At 70.7% G+C, this 15,872-nt stretch carries 11 protein-coding genes; 3 read left to right on the top strand and 8 right to left on the bottom strand.

The annotated features are described in order from the left end of the window. Window positions 1–24 precede the first annotated feature (24 nt). From IZR01_RS18100 to pta, 4 genes are all read right to left on the bottom strand, one after another. Window positions 25–1,359 (bottom strand): hypothetical protein, encoded by a 1,335-nt coding sequence (locus IZR01_RS18100; RefSeq protein WP_194924486.1) that lies wholly within the window; start codon window positions 1,357–1,359, stop codon window positions 25–27. Next, the gene (locus IZR01_RS18095; protein ID WP_194924485.1) at window positions 1,356–3,644 is read right to left on the bottom strand and encodes a hypothetical protein; all 2,289 of its coding nucleotides are present in this window, start codon (window positions 3,642–3,644) and stop codon (window positions 1,356–1,358) included. The genes IZR01_RS18100 and IZR01_RS18095 overlap by 4 nt, the downstream gene beginning before the upstream one ends. Window positions 3,645–3,806: 162 nt before the next feature. Then, a complete protein-coding gene (locus IZR01_RS18090; RefSeq protein WP_194924484.1) occupies window positions 3,807–4,961 on the bottom strand; it encodes an acetate/propionate family kinase in 1,155 nt (384 codons plus the stop codon). Beyond that, a complete protein-coding gene (gene pta / locus IZR01_RS18085) occupies window positions 4,958–7,204 on the bottom strand; it encodes a phosphate acetyltransferase (protein WP_323747032.1) in 2,247 nt (748 codons plus the stop codon). The genes IZR01_RS18090 and pta overlap by 4 nt, the downstream gene beginning before the upstream one ends. A gap of 104 nt (window positions 7,205–7,308) precedes the next feature. On the opposite strand from pta, the gene IZR01_RS18080 reads away from it, so the two are divergent. Both IZR01_RS18080 and IZR01_RS18075 read left to right on the top strand, forming a co-directional pair. Next, window positions 7,309–9,705 (top strand): phosphoketolase family protein, encoded by a 2,397-nt coding sequence (locus IZR01_RS18080; RefSeq protein WP_194924483.1) that lies wholly within the window; start codon window positions 7,309–7,311, stop codon window positions 9,703–9,705. Window positions 9,706–9,888: 183 nt separating this feature from the next. Next, window positions 9,889–10,143 (top strand): hypothetical protein, encoded by a 255-nt coding sequence (locus IZR01_RS18075; protein ID WP_194924482.1) that lies wholly within the window; start codon window positions 9,889–9,891, stop codon window positions 10,141–10,143. On the opposite strand, the gene IZR01_RS18070 is transcribed toward IZR01_RS18075, so the two are convergent. From IZR01_RS18070 to IZR01_RS18055, 4 genes are read right to left on the bottom strand one after another with little or no spacing between them, the layout of a single operon-like run. Continuing rightward, window positions 10,106–10,885: a hypothetical protein gene (locus IZR01_RS18070; RefSeq protein WP_194924481.1), complete on the bottom strand. Its 780-nt coding sequence runs from the start codon at window positions 10,883–10,885 to the stop codon at window positions 10,106–10,108. The two genes, IZR01_RS18075 and IZR01_RS18070, sit on opposite strands and share 38 nt — an antisense overlap. A gap of 32 nt (window positions 10,886–10,917) precedes the next feature. Next, the gene (locus tag IZR01_RS18065) at window positions 10,918–11,787 is read right to left on the bottom strand and encodes a hypothetical protein (protein WP_194924480.1); all 870 of its coding nucleotides are present in this window, start codon (window positions 11,785–11,787) and stop codon (window positions 10,918–10,920) included. A 41-nt stretch (window positions 11,788–11,828) separates the two neighbouring features. Then, on the bottom strand, window positions 11,829–13,199 hold the full coding sequence (locus IZR01_RS18060; protein ID WP_194896824.1) for a hypothetical protein: 1,371 nt from the start codon (window positions 13,197–13,199) through the stop codon (window positions 11,829–11,831). Between the two features lie 11 nt (window positions 13,200–13,210). Further along, window positions 13,211–13,504: a hypothetical protein gene (locus IZR01_RS18055; RefSeq protein ID WP_194896825.1), complete on the bottom strand. Its 294-nt coding sequence runs from the start codon at window positions 13,502–13,504 to the stop codon at window positions 13,211–13,213. 194 nt (window positions 13,505–13,698) lie between these two features. Between IZR01_RS18055 and IZR01_RS18050 the strand changes: the two genes are divergently transcribed. Further along, the coding region (locus IZR01_RS18050; protein WP_194924479.1) for a terpene synthase family protein at window positions 13,699–15,872 on the top strand (2,174 nt) is incomplete at its 3' end.

The raw sequence follows: 15,872 nt of genomic DNA, 5'->3' as shown, positions 1-15,872 counted from the left end.
CCCGCCACCCGCCGCGCCGCCCGGTCACGTCAACGGAATCGGATCGTCGAGCGCCTTCTCACTCCGCCACGCCGCCATGTTCGCCGTCGCCACCCGATGCTGCTCAAGCGCCTGCGCGCCGAAGACCCGCCGCGACATCTCGGCGGAGTCCGCCCACCGGCCCGACCGGAGCGCCTTGCGCCTCTCCGGCTCGTACCTGGACGTGATCTTCCGTGCCGCGGCGACCAACGGGTCGGCCGAGCCGTCGGCCATCGACGCCCGCACCGCCGGCATCATCGCGCCCAGCGACCCGGACCGGGCCAGCTCGACCGCCCACACGACCTCCGGCGAGGACATCTCGGCCAGCCGCAGGTAGGCCCGGAGCAGTGTCTCCGGCTCCAGATCGGACGCCAGTGCCGCGATCACCGAGCGCACCCACGCGGCCTCTTCCTGCGGTGCCGCGTCGACCATCGCCAGGAACGGCTCCTCGCCGCAGATCCGCAGCATCTCCCGCAGCCCTTGCAGGACGGCGCCCGGATCGTCGCGCATCGCGTGGAACGCCAGCCGTCGCGGCGTCCCGCCGGCCCACTGGTGGACCTGCACCATGCGCGTGACGTCGGGTTCGGTGTCGTACTCGCGCACCAGCCGGGACAGCACGCTGTCCGGTGTGTACGGGTTCTCGGCCAGCCGCATCCGCAATGCCGTGTCCCCCAGCGATCCGAACGCGTGCTCCACCAGCTCCCGGCACAGCGGCGCCTGCGAGGCCATCTCCAGGACCAGCCAGGCGTGTTCCTGCAACGCGGACAGCTCCGCCCCGGTCGGCTGCTTGTGCACCGTCGCCACCGAGGCCAGGAACCCGCGCGCGGACAGCGGCGGGGCCAGCGCCAGCACCACGTTCGCAGCGCGCCAGCGGCGTCCGGCCAGGTACGTTCCGGCGGACTCCGGCTGCCGGGCACGGGGCAGCCGGCGGGCGATGACGCCGCGTCCGGAGTCCGGCCGCGCCTTCACCAGCGCCGCCAGCGAACCGGGGGTGGTGTCCACGTCGCGCACCATCCGCGACCAGTACTGCGGTCCGGCGCTGTCGCCGCGCAGGATGGCGCGGGCGACGGCGTCGCTGACGGCCACGATCTCCGGTTCCATCACCAGGGTCACCGCCACCGCGGCCGGGCGGACGTGCCGGACGATCTCGGCCGGGCGGATCGTGCCCAGCCGCGCGCCCATCAGCGCGATCTCCCGCAGGTAGGGGAACTCCGCCGCCGGGTTCGGCGTCTCGCGGAACTGGGCCAGGACCCGTTCGTAGTCGTCGATCGTGGGGTGCGACGGGAACGGCGGGAGGGGCTTGGGGGCACCGGGGCGTCCCCGGTCGTCGACGCGGTTCACGGCTCACCCTCCACGGCCTCCCCGACGCCGTCATCGACCGTGCCGACCGTCTCGACCAGTTCGACTAGCTGCGCGTATTCCAGGGGACCGGCTTCCATCAGCCGGTGCACCATGATTCGCCATCGGTCCGGTCTGTTGTCAAGATGCTGCCGTACCGCGGTCTCCAACGGCCACGATGTGGGATCGTCGGGATGTGGTTCGCAGGGATGGCCCGGATCGGGGACGGTGACGCCCGGCAGTTCGCGCTGCCCGGCGATCTCGGCGGCCGTCAGCAACGGCCCGGCATCGCCGGAGGCCATCGACGCGCGCACGAACGGGACCGCGTGGTCCAGCCCGCCGACCGCCGCCGCCACGTCCCAGACCGGTTCGGGCCCGGCCTCGGCGGCCAGCCGGCCGTAGAGCAGCGCGGCGGTGTCAGGGCCCAGATACTTCGCGAACTTCTTCAGCAGGAAGTGCAGCCGCTCGACGTTGGGGGCACCGGCGATGAGCTGGTAGATCCGGGCGTCGCCCAGCCCCTTCGCGAACTGCGTGATCTGCGCCCACGCGGTCCCGGACTGCTCCAGCAGTTCCAGGGCGGCGTAGCGGATGCCGGGGTCGGCGACGTCGTAGAGCATGGACAGCCGGGTGTTCGTGGTGTCCACGGGATCGTGCAGCAGGCGCCGCAGGACGGCGATCGGCGTCACCGGGTTGACGGCCAGCGTGCGCCGGGCGCCGGCGCCGGGGTTGGCGACCAGCGCCCGGGCCACCAGGCCGGGCGGCAGCGGGCGGCCTTTCAACAGTTCCAGTTCGAGCTCGTTCATCTGCCCGGGGCCCTCCGACAGGAGTTCCAGACCGACGTGCGGCCGGGCGAAGGCCATCAGCACGTTCGCGCTGGGCACGTCCCGATACTCGCCCTCGGCCACGTCCTCGACCAGCTCTTCGAGCTCGTCCTCGTCGGCGAAGACGTGCTCGGCGCCCAGGACCGCGGTGGAGTCGACGAGTTCGGCGACGGTGCCGGACCACGTGAAGGAGCGCAGGAGCAGAGCGGTCCACAGCGGCAGGTCGTCGCCGATCCGCTGGTACAGCAGGCTGCGCACGCCCTCGGCCAGGTCCGCGCGGCCCCGGGCGGCCGGCACGATCTCCTCAGCGTCGCGCCAGGCCAGGTCCAGCACCGCGCTGGCCGGGACGGCGTGCCCGATGACCTCGGCCGCGGTCAGCGAGCCCGCGGTCAGCCCCCTGATGATCAGGTCCCTGATGGCGCCGACGAACTCCGGGTCCTGCTCGAAACCGTGCCAGTCCAGGTGCAGCGCCAACACCGCCGCCGAGATCCGGCGCAAGGTGTCGACGTCCGGCGCCGCGGCGTGCCAGGCGGCCTGCGGATAGCTGGCGAGCAGCCGGCGCCGCACGTCCTCGGGGATGTCCTCGCGCGCGGCGGCCTCGTCGAGCCCGGCGATCTGGCCGAGGTAGCGGCCGCTGTCACCGGCCACGCTCTCGTGGTCCTGCGCCAGGGCCAGCACCTCGTCCCAGTCCAACCGCCACGGGCGCGAGCCGGCGCCGGGCCGGTCCCAGCGTCGCACCCAGGCCTGGTCTCGCCAGCCGGGCTGGTCCGCCGGGATCGGGCCGGGCAGTCCCAGCACCCGGGCCGCGGGCAGGGACAAGCCCAAATCCCGGGCCCCGGCAAGGACTCGCAGCAGTTCGAACTCGGGATCGCCGGTGTCGGTGTCGGCCAGGTGCGACGGCGAGAGCGGCAACACGGCCGTCCCGAGGAAGTCGGCGAGCTTCGCCCGCAGATCCGGCGGCACGATCGCCTCCCCGTCGGCCCCCACCCGGTCCCGCAGGATCGCCGACCGCACCCACGCCACCCCGACCTGCTCCAGCCGCCCGAACAGCGCACGGTCGAGGTCGGGATCGGCGAAACTCAGCAATCTGCGACGCGCGGCGTCCCGGTCCGGCATACCGTCGCGGCCCCGCAAGCCGTCTCGGTCGCGCAAGCCGTCCCGGTCGGGCGCACGGTCGAAAGGGTTCAGGAGAATCCGGCGCACATCGGGCGGCGGCGCCGGCAGCCGCAGCTGCCAGGCCAGGGTCCGGCGGGCCGGATGCGGTCCGTGTGCGATGACATGGTCGATCACCGCCTCAGGCACCCGCGAGCCGAGCCGCGCGATGCCGGCGTTGAGCTGCGCAGTACTCAGGGCATTGAGAACCAGCGGCAGATCCCCCGCCCGCGCGGCCTGCGTGAAGAGCAGAACCCTCGCGGCCGCGTCCGGAACCGCCAGCGGCGTGCCACCGCCCTCGGCTGCCTTCTCCATCGCGCCCCGCCTTGCCTCCCGCCTGCACGCTTGCCTGACATGACCATGATGCCGCACGCGCGGGGTGGCGGCACTCAGCCGGAGGTCGTTGCGTAGTGTCAGGGTTTCGTAGTGTCAGGGTTTCGTAGCGTCAAGGTTGTGTGGTGTCAGGGTTGCGCGGTGTCAGGGTTGCGCGGTGTCAGCCCGCCCCAACACCTGCAAAGCCTGATCGGCGATCTCAATCTCCTCATCCGTCGGCACCACCAGCACCGCGGTCTGGGCCCAGTACGGCGAGATGTACCGCTCCTGCTTCGACTCCTGCGCGTTCCGCTTGGGGCTCACCGAGATCCCGAGGTGTTCCAGGCCGAGCAGGGCGCCGGCGCGGACGGTCGCGGAGTTCTCGCCGATGCCGGCGGTGAAGGCCAGGGCGTCGACGCGGCCCAGGGCTGCCAGGTAGGCGCCGATGTACTTGCGGATGCGGTAGCAGTACACGTCCAGGGCCAGGCGGGCGGCTTCGTCGCCCTTGGCCGCGGCGGTGTCGACGTCGCGCATGTCGTTGCTGCCGGCCAGGGCCAGCAGGCCGCTGGCCTTGTTCAGGGTCTGGTCGATCTGTTCGGCGCTCTGGCCGGCCTGGCGGGCGATGTAGGCACAGACGGCCGGGTCCAGGTCGCCGGAGCGGGTGCCCATGACCAGGCCTTCCAGGGGGGTCATGCCCATCGAGGTGTCGACGCTCTTGCCTTCGCGGACCGCGCAGACGCTGGCGCCGTTGCCGAGGTGCAGCACGATCACGTTGACCTCCTCCGGCTCGCGGCCGAGCATCGCCGCCGCGCGTCGGGAGACGTACTGGTGCGACGTGCCGTGGAAGCCGTAGCGGCGCACGCCGAGGTCGGTGCGCCACTCCTGCGGGACGGCGTACGTGTACGCGTAGTCGGGCAGCGTCTGGTGGAAGGCCGTGTCGAAGACCGCGACCTGCGGGGTGTCGGGGAACACCGAGCGCGCCGCCTCGATCAGCGTCAGGTTCGCGGGGTTGTGCAGCGGCGCCAGCGGGATCAGCTTCCTGATGGTGTCGCAGACCTCGTCGTCGATGAGGGTCGGGCCGCGGAACCGGTCGCCGCCGTGCACGACGCGGTGTCCGACGGCGGCCAGCCGGGAGCGGTCCAGCTTGCCCTTCAGCGCGGCGAGCACGACGTCCATGCCGGCGGCGTGGTCGGCGACGCTCCCGGCCGACTCGCCGATCCGCTCGACGATCCCGTCGGCCAGCCGGGCCCGGTCGTCCATGTCGATCAGCCGGTACTTGATCGACGAGGAGCCGGAGTTGAGGACGAGGACCTGGTTCACCGTGCGCTCTTTTCCGGGCTGCTGGTCGTGGGACTCGATGTAGGACTCGATGCAGGGCTCGATGCCAGCCCTGTCGCAGGACTCGATGCCGGGCCGGTCTCCACACCCACACCCACACCGCCGCCCGGTCCCTGGGCCTGCACCGCGGTGATCACGATCGTGTTCACGATGTCCTGCACCAACGCCCCTCGCGACAAGTCGTTCACCGGCTTACGCAGGCCTTGCAGCACCGGCCCGACCGCGATCGCACCGGCGCTGCGCTGCACCGCCTTGTAGAGGTTGTTCCCGGTGTTCAGGTCCGGGACGATGAACACCGTCGCGCGCCCGGCGACCACGCTGCCCGGCAGCTTCAGCGCCGCGACCTCGGGGTCGGCCGCCGCGTCGTACTGGATCGGGCCCTCCAGCGGCAGATCGGGGTCGCGTTCGTGGGCCAGTTTCGCGGCCTCGCGGACCTTCTCGACGTCTTCTCCGGACCCTGATTCGCCGCTGGAGTACGACAGCATCGCCACCCGCGGCCGCACGCCGAACGCCTCGGCGGTGCGGGCCGAGGAGACGGCGATGTCGGCGAGTTGTCCGGCGTCCGGGTCGGGGATGACCGCGCAGTCGCCGTATACCAGGACCCGGTCGGCCAGCAGCATGAAGAAGACGCTGGAGACGACCGAGACCCCGGGCTCGGTGCGGATGATCTCGAAGGCCGGGCGGATGGTGTGCGCGGTGGTGTGTACGGCCCCTGACACCATGCCGTCGGCGCGGCCGGAGTGGACCATCATCGTGCCGAAGTAGGAGGCGTCCTGGACGATGTCGCGCGCCTTGTCCAGCGTCATGCCCTTGTGCGCGCGCAACGCGGTGTATTCGTGGGCGAATTCCTCGACCAGGTCCGGATCCGCCGGACTGACGATCCGCACCCCGGCCAGGTCCAGGCCCAAGGCGTTGGCACGGGCCCGGACCTTCTCCTCCTCGCCCAGGACGATCAGATCGGCGGCACCGCGGCGCGCGACGATGTCGGCCGCGCGCAGGATCCGGTCGTCGCCGCCTTCCGGCAGCACGATGCGTCGGCGCTGCGACCGCGCCCGCTCCAGCAGCTGCGCCTGGAACATCAGCGGCGTGACGACGACCGAGCGCGTCACGTTCAGCCGGTTCAGCAGCGCCGAGGTGTCGACGCCGCGGGCGAACGCGCCGAGCGCGGTCTCGACCTTGCCCGGATGGCCGGCGGTGATCTCGCCGCGCACCGCGGCCAGGTGCAGCGCGGTCGGCAGCGTGTCCTCGCCGCTGGCGATGATCGGCAGCGGCGAGGAGACGCCTTCCAGCAGCCGGGAAACGCTGGCCGGGAGGGTGAAGCCGCCGGTGAGGAAGACCCCCGACAAGGCGGGGAAGTTGGCGGCCTCGTGCGCGGCCAGCAAGCCCGGCACCAGACCGGCGGTACGGTCGCCGGGGGCGATGATCGCGACGCCTTCGGTGAGCCGGTCCAGCACGTTGGGCAGCGACATCGCGGCGACGACGAGCGAGGCGGCCTCGCGGTCGAGCAACGCCTCCTCGCCGCTGATCAGCTCGCCGTCGGCGGCACGGACCAGGTCGCGGATGGTCGGGGCGGTGAGGCCGGGGACTTCGGGGATGGTGAAGACCAGAGGTGTGGTGCTGTTCGCCCCCGCCCCCAGCGCCGCGGCCACCTCCCGCCGCACCGCCTCCTCATCCCCGGGCTGCACCCGGTTCACCACCACCGCCAACTCCGTGGCGTGCAACCGCGTCAGCTCCTGGCGCGACACCCGCACCACGGCGGCCACGTCCTGCGGCGTGCGCTCCATCCCGCCGACCACCAGCAGCACCGGCAGCGCGAGGTTGGCCGCGACGTTGGCGTTGAAGCCGAACTCGGTGGTGTTGGCGGCGTCGGTGTAGTCCGAGCCGACCACCACCACGGCCTCGCAGCGGGCCGCCAGGGCCCGGTAGCGGTCGACGATCGTCTCCACCGCGCGCGCCGGGTCCAGGTGGACCGCGTCGTAGGTGGTGCCGACGCAGTCCTCGTAGGGTTCCTCGATCCGGTAGCGGGTGCGGATCAGGTCCACGAGCTCGTCGACCGCGCCGCCGCCGGGGACCACCGGGCGGAAGACGCCGAGCCGGCGCACCCGGCGGGACATGGCCTCGGCCACGCCGAGCGCGACGACCGTCTTGCCGCTGGCGGCATCGGTCGCGGTGATGTACAGGCCCTGCGCCGGGCCGCCGTCCGGGTCCCGGTCCTCTGCGTCCACACCGCGATCATGCCAGCGTGACCCGTCCGGCGCAGCACAAGGGGCGCGGGCTGCGACCACTGTCACAGGCTGGACGGGTGACTCGCCTTTCCCGACCCCGACCGATGCTCTCCCGACAGACCCAGGCCAAGGGTCCGCTGTCCGCGAAGGACCTCGACGCGATCAACGCCTACTGGCGGGCGGCCAACTACCTGTCGGTGGGCCAGATCTACCTGCTGGACAACCCGCTGCTGCACCGGCCGCTGACCCTGGACGACGTCAAGCCGCGGCTGCTGGGCCACTGGGGCACCACGCCGGGCCTGAACTTCGTCTACGCGCACATGAACCGGGTCATCAAGGACCGCGACCTGAACGCGATCTACATCGCCGGTCCCGGCCACGGCGGCCCCGGCGTGCTGGCCAACGTGTATATGGAAGGCACGTACACCGAGTACTACCCGGCGATCGGCCAGGACGAAGACGGGATGCGCAAGCTGTTCCGCCAGTTCTCGTTCCCCGGCGGCGTGCCCTCGCACGTCGCACCGGAGACCCCGGGCTCGATCCACGAGGGCGGCGAGCTGGGCTATTCGCTGGTCCACGCCTACGGCGCCGCGTTCGACAACCCGGACCTGCTGGTCTGCACGGTGGTCGGGGACGGCGAGGCGGAGACCGGGCCGCTGGCCGGCTCCTGGCACTCGAACAAGTTTCTCAATCCGGTCCGGGACGGCACCGTGCTGCCGATCCTGCACCTGAACGGCTACAAGATCGCCAACCCGACGGTTCTGTCCCGCATCCCGCAGGCCGAGCTGGAGCAGCTGATGCGCGGCTACGGCTACGAGCCGTTCACCGTGGTCAGCGAGGAGGGCGCGGACCCGCTGGCGGCGCACCAGGCGATGGCCGGGACGCTGGACCGGATCCTGGACCGGATCGCCGACATCCGGAGCCAGGCGGCCGGCGGCAAGGACAACGGCCGGCGCCCGGCCTGGCCGATGCTGATCCTGCGCACGCCGAAGGGCTGGACCGGCCCGAAGACCGTCGACGGTGAGCGTGTCGAGGGTTCCTGGCGCGCGCACCAGGTGCCGGTCTCGGAGGTACACACGAACCCGGAACACCTGAAGCTGCTTGAAGAATGGATGCGCTCCTACCATCCCGAAGAACTGTTCGACCCGGCCGGCACGCTGATGCCGGAGCTGGCCGCACTCGCCCCGACCGGCCACCGCCGGATGGGCGCCAACCCGCACGCGAACGGCGGCGTGCTGCTGCGCGATTTGAAGATGCCCGACTTCCGCGACTACGCGGTCGACCCGGCCGGGCACGGCGTCGAGAACGCCGAGTCCACCAAGGTCCTGGGCACCTTCCTGCGCGATATCATGCGGGACAGTTCGGGCCCTGACAACTTCCGCATCTTCGGCCCGGACGAGACCGCCTCGAACCGGCTCCAGGCCATCTTCGAGGCCACCGGCCGGATGTGGTACGCCGAGACCCTGCCGTGGGACGACGAACACCTGTCGACCGAGGGCCGCGACCTGGAGCCGCTGAGCGAGCACATGTGCCAGGGCTGGCTAGAGGGCTACCTGCTGACCGGCCGGCACGGGCTCTTCTCCTGCTACGAGGCCTTCATCCACATCGTCGACTCGATGTTCAACCAACACGCGAAATGGCTGAAGACCACCCGCGACATCCCCTGGCGGGCCCCGATCGCCTCACTGAACTACCTGCTCACCTCGCACGTATGGCGCCAGGACCACAACGGCTTCTCGCACCAGGACCCGGGTTTCATCGACCACGTGATAAACAAGAAGGCCGACGTGATCCGGGTCTACCTGCCACCGGACGCGAACACCCTGCTGTCGGTGGCGGACCACTGCCTGCGCTCGCGGGACTACGTGAACGTCATCGTGGCCGGCAAGCAGCCGCAGTTGCAGTTCCTGTCGATGGACGACGCGATCATGCACTGCACCCGCGGCATCGGCATCTGGGAGTGGGCCTCCACGGACGGCGACGGCGAACCGGACCTGGTGATGGGCTGCGCCGGCGACGTGCCGACGATGGAGACACTGGCCGCGGTGGACATCCTGCGACAGCACTTCCCGGACCTGAAGGTGCGGGTGGTCAACGTCGTGGACCTGATGCGGCTACAGGGCAGCGAGGAGCACCCGCACGGCCTGACGGACAAGGAGTTCGACGCCCTGTTCACGACGGCGAAGCCGGTGGTGTTCACCTACCACGGCTACCCGTGGCTGATCCACAGACTGACGTACCGGCGCACCAACCACGTCAACTTCCACGTGCGCGGCTACAAGGAGGAGGGCACCACGACCACGCCCTTCGACATGGCGATGCTGAACGACATCGACCGCTTCCACCTCGCGATCGACGCCATCGACCGGGTCCCGGGCCTCGCGGAGCGCGCCGGGCACGTGCGGCAGCAGTTGCAGGACGCGCGGTTGAAGGCCCGGCAGTACACACGGGAGTTCGGGGAGGATGATCCGGCGATTTCGGGGTGGGTGTGGCCTTACTGAGGGTGCTGGCCGAGCGTCCTGGCTGAGGTGTTAGTAGAGGCTGAAGCTGTTCAGGCTGAGGCCGTTCGCGGCGCGTGGCTGCCCGGGCCTGATGGCTCGGGCCGCTTCGCGCTGTAGGTTCTGCGCTATGGCGATCCGCGTCTATCCCTACGTCGGGCCTTTCGGGACGAACCCTGGTCAGCGGTGTCGGTCAGCAACCAGTCGACCGGCTACTGCCCGGACGTGACCTGCTGGCCGCCCGTCGCCGCCGCCCTCGATCGCCTCGGCGTGGGCAGGCCCGCGGGTTTCACCACCGAGATCCCGTTCCGCCGCTGCACCGCCTGCGCCGAGATCAACATCGTCCGCGACGGCGACCTCGTCTGCGTGTTCTGCGACGCCGACCTCCCCGCTGCCTGGAACATCAGACCTCGTGCTCCTCCCCCGGCCTGGGGAACGTGATCGTCTGCACCAACACCGCGGCCATCTCGCTGACGTCGACCCAGGACTCCATGTTGAACGTCCCCATCGTCACGATCGCCATGAGCGGGCCGGTCGGGAACGGGACGAAGACCTGGATCTGGCCCTGCACCAGTTCGGCCGGGGCGCCGCCGGCGGTCAGCGCCGGGTCCAGCGGGAACTTGGTGACGGTGATCCGGGAGACGGCCGGCCCGCAGGGCAGGTTGAGCCAGCGGGAGTCGTTGAACTCGTCGCGGACCAGGATCTCGCGCAGGCCCGTGGCCGCGACCTCGGGGTCGGTGTGGTCCGAGGCGGTGGCGGCGATGGTCAGGTTGACGGTCGCGACGCCGCCGCGCTCGTTGTCGAACACGCCCATCGCGGCGTAGGCGACGCCGGTGGCGGCCGTCATCTCGCCCATGGCGGCGAAGGCTGGGGCGTTGGTGCGCCACAGCTCTTCGCTGCCGTTCGGGTACAGCTCGCGGGCGAACGCCTCGGCGGCCGCGGCGCGCTGGGCCGGGTCGGATTGCAGCGGGAGCTCGTGGAAGCCGTCCGGGAGGACGAACAACAGCGGCGGGATGCCGGTGGCGCCATGATTGATGGCCTTCGCCAGGTCGACCCGCACGGCCTCGGCGGTCGCGGCGTCCGTGGGCACAGCGGCGTCCGTGGGCACAGCGGCGTCCGTGGCCACCGCGGCGTCGGCCGCTGGCCTGGCTATCGGGGACTGCGCCAGTGATTCAGTGGTCATTGATTCTCCGTAATCAAGAAAAGCCTCGCGGGTCAGCCGAGCACCGGCTTGCCCGCAGCGTCCAGGGTGATGCTCCCGGCGTTGACCACCTTCTTGCCGACATGGGCCTTCGCCTCGACCGAGACGATCCCGGCGGCCGCGTCGACGGAGTTCACGACGAACTCCACCGGCTTGGGCAGCGCCGAGGACCAGCTGTCGACGGCGGCCTGCTGCGCGGGGTTCAGCGCCACCGGCTCGGTCGCACCGCTCAGGACCGCGACGACCTTCGCCGCGCTGCCCTTGCTGCCCAGATCCAGCCGGACCCAGGAGCCGTCGGTGAAAGTCACGGTGACGTCGGCGCCGTGTGTGGCGAAGGCGTGCTGCACGGCCCCGGCCACCCGGTCCAGCGGCAGATCCCACACCACCTCGGCGGGCAGCTGGACCGAGGCGCTGCCGAGCACCAGCAGGCGCTGGTCGGTCAGCTGTAGATCGGTCCGGTAGGACCGGTCGGGGCGCCGGTCCGGGTCCAGCTGGTACGGCGCCGTGCGCGCCGTGGAGCCCGCCGCCGCCCACAGCACCGGAAAATCCTCCACCTCCAGCGCCGGGTCGGTCGGGTGGGCGCCGTCCGGGCCCTTGACGTTGACGTTGGAGCCACCGCCCGGGCTGAGCAGCTCCACGGTCCCGGCGACCACGACCGCTGTCGCCTTGCCGAGGATGCCCAGACCCCGGCCGGCCTTGGCCGCCTTCTCGCCCTTCTTCTCGTGCGCGGGTGCCGGCGGCCAGCCGACGAGCTCGGCCGAGATGTCCCGGCCCTGGTCGTCACGGAACCAGCGCTTGCCCGCGACCATGGGCGCCCGGCCCGAGGCGAACGAGGCCACGCCGCGGAACAGGGGCGTCTCGCCGGATTCGGGGTACCAGTCCATCAAGGGCTCCAAACGTTCTGTGCAGGATTACCCGCCTATCCTTACCCGAACAGCGCGTGGAACGGGTTACCGGCGTTCATCTCCATGTCGTTGTGGATGCCGCGCGGCAGGAAGTACAGCTTCGGCGCGACTTTGATGCCGGCGTCGATGGTCCGGCCCAGCCCGGTCATCGCGTCGATGCTGAACTTGGGCATCTCCTTGCCGAAGACCTTCACCCCGTCGCCGAGCATGTTCAGGCCCTTGGTGCCCAGCAGCTGCCCGGGCTTGTAGGCCTGCTCGACGATCATCTGCGCCCGGCCCAGGAAGCTGCCGTCGTGGGAGATGAAGCCGCCGGCCTTGGTGCCCCAGACCGCGACCGTCTTGCCGAACGCGGACAGGTTCTTCAGCGCGCTGGCGTCGTGGCCCAGGCCGACCAGGCTGTGGCTGATCGTGGTCACGCCCTTGAAGCCCTCGCCCAGCTCCCCGGCGCGGGCCACCGCGACCGCCCCGTCGGCCACCTTCGCGCCCTTGGCGAACGCCCCGATGCCGGGGATGGCGCCCAGGGCGTCCACGCCGATGCTCATCCAGCTCACGTTCGCCCCGGCGGCCATGGCCAGCAGGTGCGTCAGGCAGGCGGCGGCGCTGGTCGCCACCGAGGCCGCGGCGAAGATCGCGCCCAGCGGCTCGAACGGCGCGGTGATGATGGCCAGGATGCCCAGGATCCCGGACAGGTCGCTGAGCAGGTCGCCGATGAACTTGATGGCGTCGGCGTGGGCCTGGACCCAGTGCCAGGCGCCGGAGAAGGCCTTGCCGATGCCGTCCACGATGGAGTCGAACAGGCCCGGCTTGCCCGGCGCCAGCTGGCCGGCGTGGTGCAGCTGGTCGGCGATCCCCTTGGCCGCGGCGATGAACCGGTTGTGCAGGTCGTGGGCGCGACTGACGATGTCGCTCATCCCGTTCTGCGCGTCGGTCAGGGCCTTCTGGTTCTTGGTGGCGTCGGTGGTCTGCTGCGTGGCCTGCGGGCTCCCGGCCGCGGCCGCGGCGGGCTGGCCGGGCTTGCCGGGCTGGCCGTTGACCGTGGACTGCGCCGAGTTGACGGCGCCCTGCTGGCTCGCGGCCTGCTTCTCCAGCGCGGCGGCCTCGGACTGGAAGCCCTCCAACTGCCCGGCCCAGTTGTAGAGCAGGCTGCTGGCTTGGGTGAAGGAGTCGTGGCACTTCTGGACCGCGGGCTTCAGGTCGCTGTTCAGGTGGTCCATGAACGCGTTCGCGGACTGGCCCTGCCAGGAGCCGCGGTCGGCGCCGGCGATGTTGGACAAGATGGTGCCGAGCTCGGTGCCCATGTCACCCAGCGAGCGGCCCAGGTCACGGGTCTGCGATACGTCGCCGGGGGTCGGGTCGAAACCCAGCGCCGGCAGGTTGCGTGCGACAGTCATAGCCGGTCCCCCTACGCCTTCTTCGGCTCGATCTGAGCCTTGAGCTTGCCGTCCGCGTCGTCGAACGTCTTGCCGAGGTTGTCGAGCATCTGGACGCAGTCGTCGGCGTGCTGGCCGATCTGGCCGATGCCGTAGTGCCACTCGTCGGCGAAGTCGTGCACCCGGTTGACCAGAGGGTCGGCACCGACCCCGGTCGCGTCGGTGTTGCGCAGCCGGCGGCACGCGCCGTCCAGGTCACCGCTGATCTTTGTCAGAGTGCTGCGCAGGTCGGCCAGAACCACCGCGCTTATCTGCAGGTCACTCACTCAGGATCCTCCCCGTGATCAAGATTTGCAGCACTATACCGAGTTGGGAACTTGTATGCGGCGCGCGCGGGAGACGTGAGGGGAGCCCACAGTGCACAACGCCATGAACAAGCCGGCTGCCGGATTCACCCGATCCCCTGGTTTGGCCGCCTCGCCCCTTCAACTCCGCTCGCACCGCGCCTAGCTTCAAAGGCATGCCGAAGCCGTTCCACCTGCCCGATTTCTACATGCCGTACCCCGCGCGGCTGAATCCACATCTTGAGTACGCGCGCGTCCATTCCAAGGCCTGGGCGCGGGACCTGACCATGATCGAAGGGTCCGGAATCTGGGACGCGGACGATTTCGACCGGCATGACTATGCGCTGCTTTGCGCGTATACACACCCTGACTGCGACGCCGAGGAACTGGCGCTGGTCACCGACTGGTACGTGTGGGTGTTCTTCTTCGACGACCACTTCCTGGAGGTCTACAAGAAGCCGCGCGACATGCCCGGCGCGCGTGCCTACCTGGACCGGCTGCCGGCGTTCATGCCGATCAGCGACCCGGCCGCGATGCCGGAGCCGACCAACGCCGTCGAGGCCGGGCTGGCCGACCTGTGGCTGCGGACCGTGCCGGGTAAGTCAGAGGACTGGCGCCGGCGGTTCGCCGAGAGCAATCGGCACCTGCTCGAGGAATCGTTGTGGGAACTGGCGAACATCACCGAGGGCCGGGTTTCCGATCCGGTGGACTACATCGAGATGCGGCGCAAGGTCGGCGGGGCGCCGTGGTCGGCGCACCTCGTGGAGCACGCGAACGGGGTCGAGGTACCGGACCGGGTGGCGGCCACCCGTCCGCTGCGGGTGCTGAAGGACACCTTCGCCGACGCCGTCCACCTGCGCAACGACCTGTTCTCCTACCAGCGCGAGGTCGAACAGGAGGGCGAGAACGCCAACTGCGTGCTGGTCCTGGAGCGCTTCCTCGGCTGCCCCACGCAGACCGCCGCCGACCTGACCAACCAGCTGCTCACCAGCCGGTTGCACCAGTTCGAGCAGACCGCACTGACCGAGCTCGCGCCGCTGTTCGCCGAGCACGGGGTCGGCCCGGCGGAGGCGTCGCAGGTCACGCTGTATGTCAAGGGTCTCCAGGACTGGCAGGCCGGCGGGCACGAATGGCACATGCGCTCGTCGCGGTATATGAACGACGCCGGGTCCGCCTCCGGTGCCCGCGACAGCGCCGCCGCGTCCGCGCTCGCCGGGCCGCTCGGGCTGGGGACCTCGGCCGCCCGCATCGTCGCCTCGATCGCCAAGACGATGCCGGCCCGCCTCAAACGCCTGAGTCACCCGCCCTACGAGCCGGTAGGCCCCACCCCGATCCCCGATATCGCGGCCCCGGCCGAACTGCGCCTGAGCCCGCACCTGCCCATCGCCCGCCGCAACGTCCTGGACTGGTCCCGGCACATCGGCTTCTTCGACGGCATCTGGGACGAGCAGCACCTCATCAGCGGCGACTTCGCCCTGTGCGCCGCAGGGATCCACCCGGACGCCGCACCGGAGGAACTGGACCTCGCCACCGCCTGGCTGGCCTGGGGCACCTACGCCGACGACTACTACCCGGCCGTCTTCGCAGGCCCCGCAGACCGGGCCGCCGCCAAACTCAGCAACGCCCGACTCAGTGCCCTGATGTCCGACACCCCTCCCGCCCCGGTATCAGCACTGGAACGAGGCCTGGCCGACCTATGGCGCCGCTCGACCGCCGACGTGTCGGCCACCGCCCGCGAAGCGCTGCGCCACGGCACCCAGACGATGATCGACAGCTGGCTGTGGGAGCTGGACAACAAGGCGGCACACCGGATCCCGGACCCGATCGACTACATCGAGATGCGCCGCGCCACCTTCGGCTCCGACCTGACGATGGCCCTGTCCCGCGTCCGCCACGACTCGGTCCCGCCAGAGGTACTGCGCAGCCGCCCGGTGAAGGCCCTGGAGCACGCGGCGGCCGACTGGGCATGCCTGCTGAACGATCTGTACTCCTACCAGAAGGAGATCCAGTTCGAGGGCGACGTGCACAACGCCGTGCTGGTCGCCCAGGACTTCTTCGACTGCGACCGCGACCACGCACTCCAGCTGGTCAGCACCCTGATGACGGCCCGCCTGGACCAGTTCCGCCACGCGGCCGACGTCGAGATCCCGGCACTGGCCGACGCCCTGCGCCTGTCCTCGGCCACACGCACCGCACTGGAGCGGCACGTCCAGGAGCTGCGGGACTGGATGACCGCGATTCTCAACTGGCACCAGGAGACCGCGCGGTATGGCGAGGCGGAGCAGCGCAGGCGCCGGGCGGGGCGGCTGCGGCAGTTGTCGCCTTGGGGGTGGCAGGCTCAGGGTGGGCT

Origin of the sequence: Catenulispora pinisilvae (assembly GCF_015356865.1) — a bacterium.
Classification (GTDB): Bacteria; Actinomycetota; Actinomycetes; order Streptomycetales; family Catenulisporaceae; genus Catenulispora; species Catenulispora pinisilvae.
The sequence above is the reverse complement of the archived record's forward strand: the minus strand, read 5'-3'. Positions and strand labels throughout refer to the sequence as shown.

Bases quoted from the DNA above. Each gene is read 5' to 3' on its own strand.
- IZR01_RS18095 (WP_194924485.1), bottom strand. From the start codon at position 3,644: ATGGAGAAGGCAGCCGAGGGCGGTGGCACGCCGCTGGCGGTTCCGGAC.
- IZR01_RS18080 (WP_194924483.1), top strand. From the start codon at position 7,309: ATGCTCTCCCGACAGACCCAGGCCAAGGGTCCGCTGTCCGCGAAGGAC.
- IZR01_RS18070 (WP_194924481.1), bottom strand. From the start codon at position 10,885: ATGACCACTGAATCACTGGCGCAGTCCCCGATAGCCAGGCCAGCGGCC.
- IZR01_RS18065 (WP_194924480.1), bottom strand. From the start codon at position 11,787: ATGGACTGGTACCCCGAATCCGGCGAGACGCCCCTGTTCCGCGGCGTG.
- IZR01_RS18060 (WP_194896824.1), bottom strand. From the start codon at position 13,199: ATGACTGTCGCACGCAACCTGCCGGCGCTGGGTTTCGACCCGACCCCC.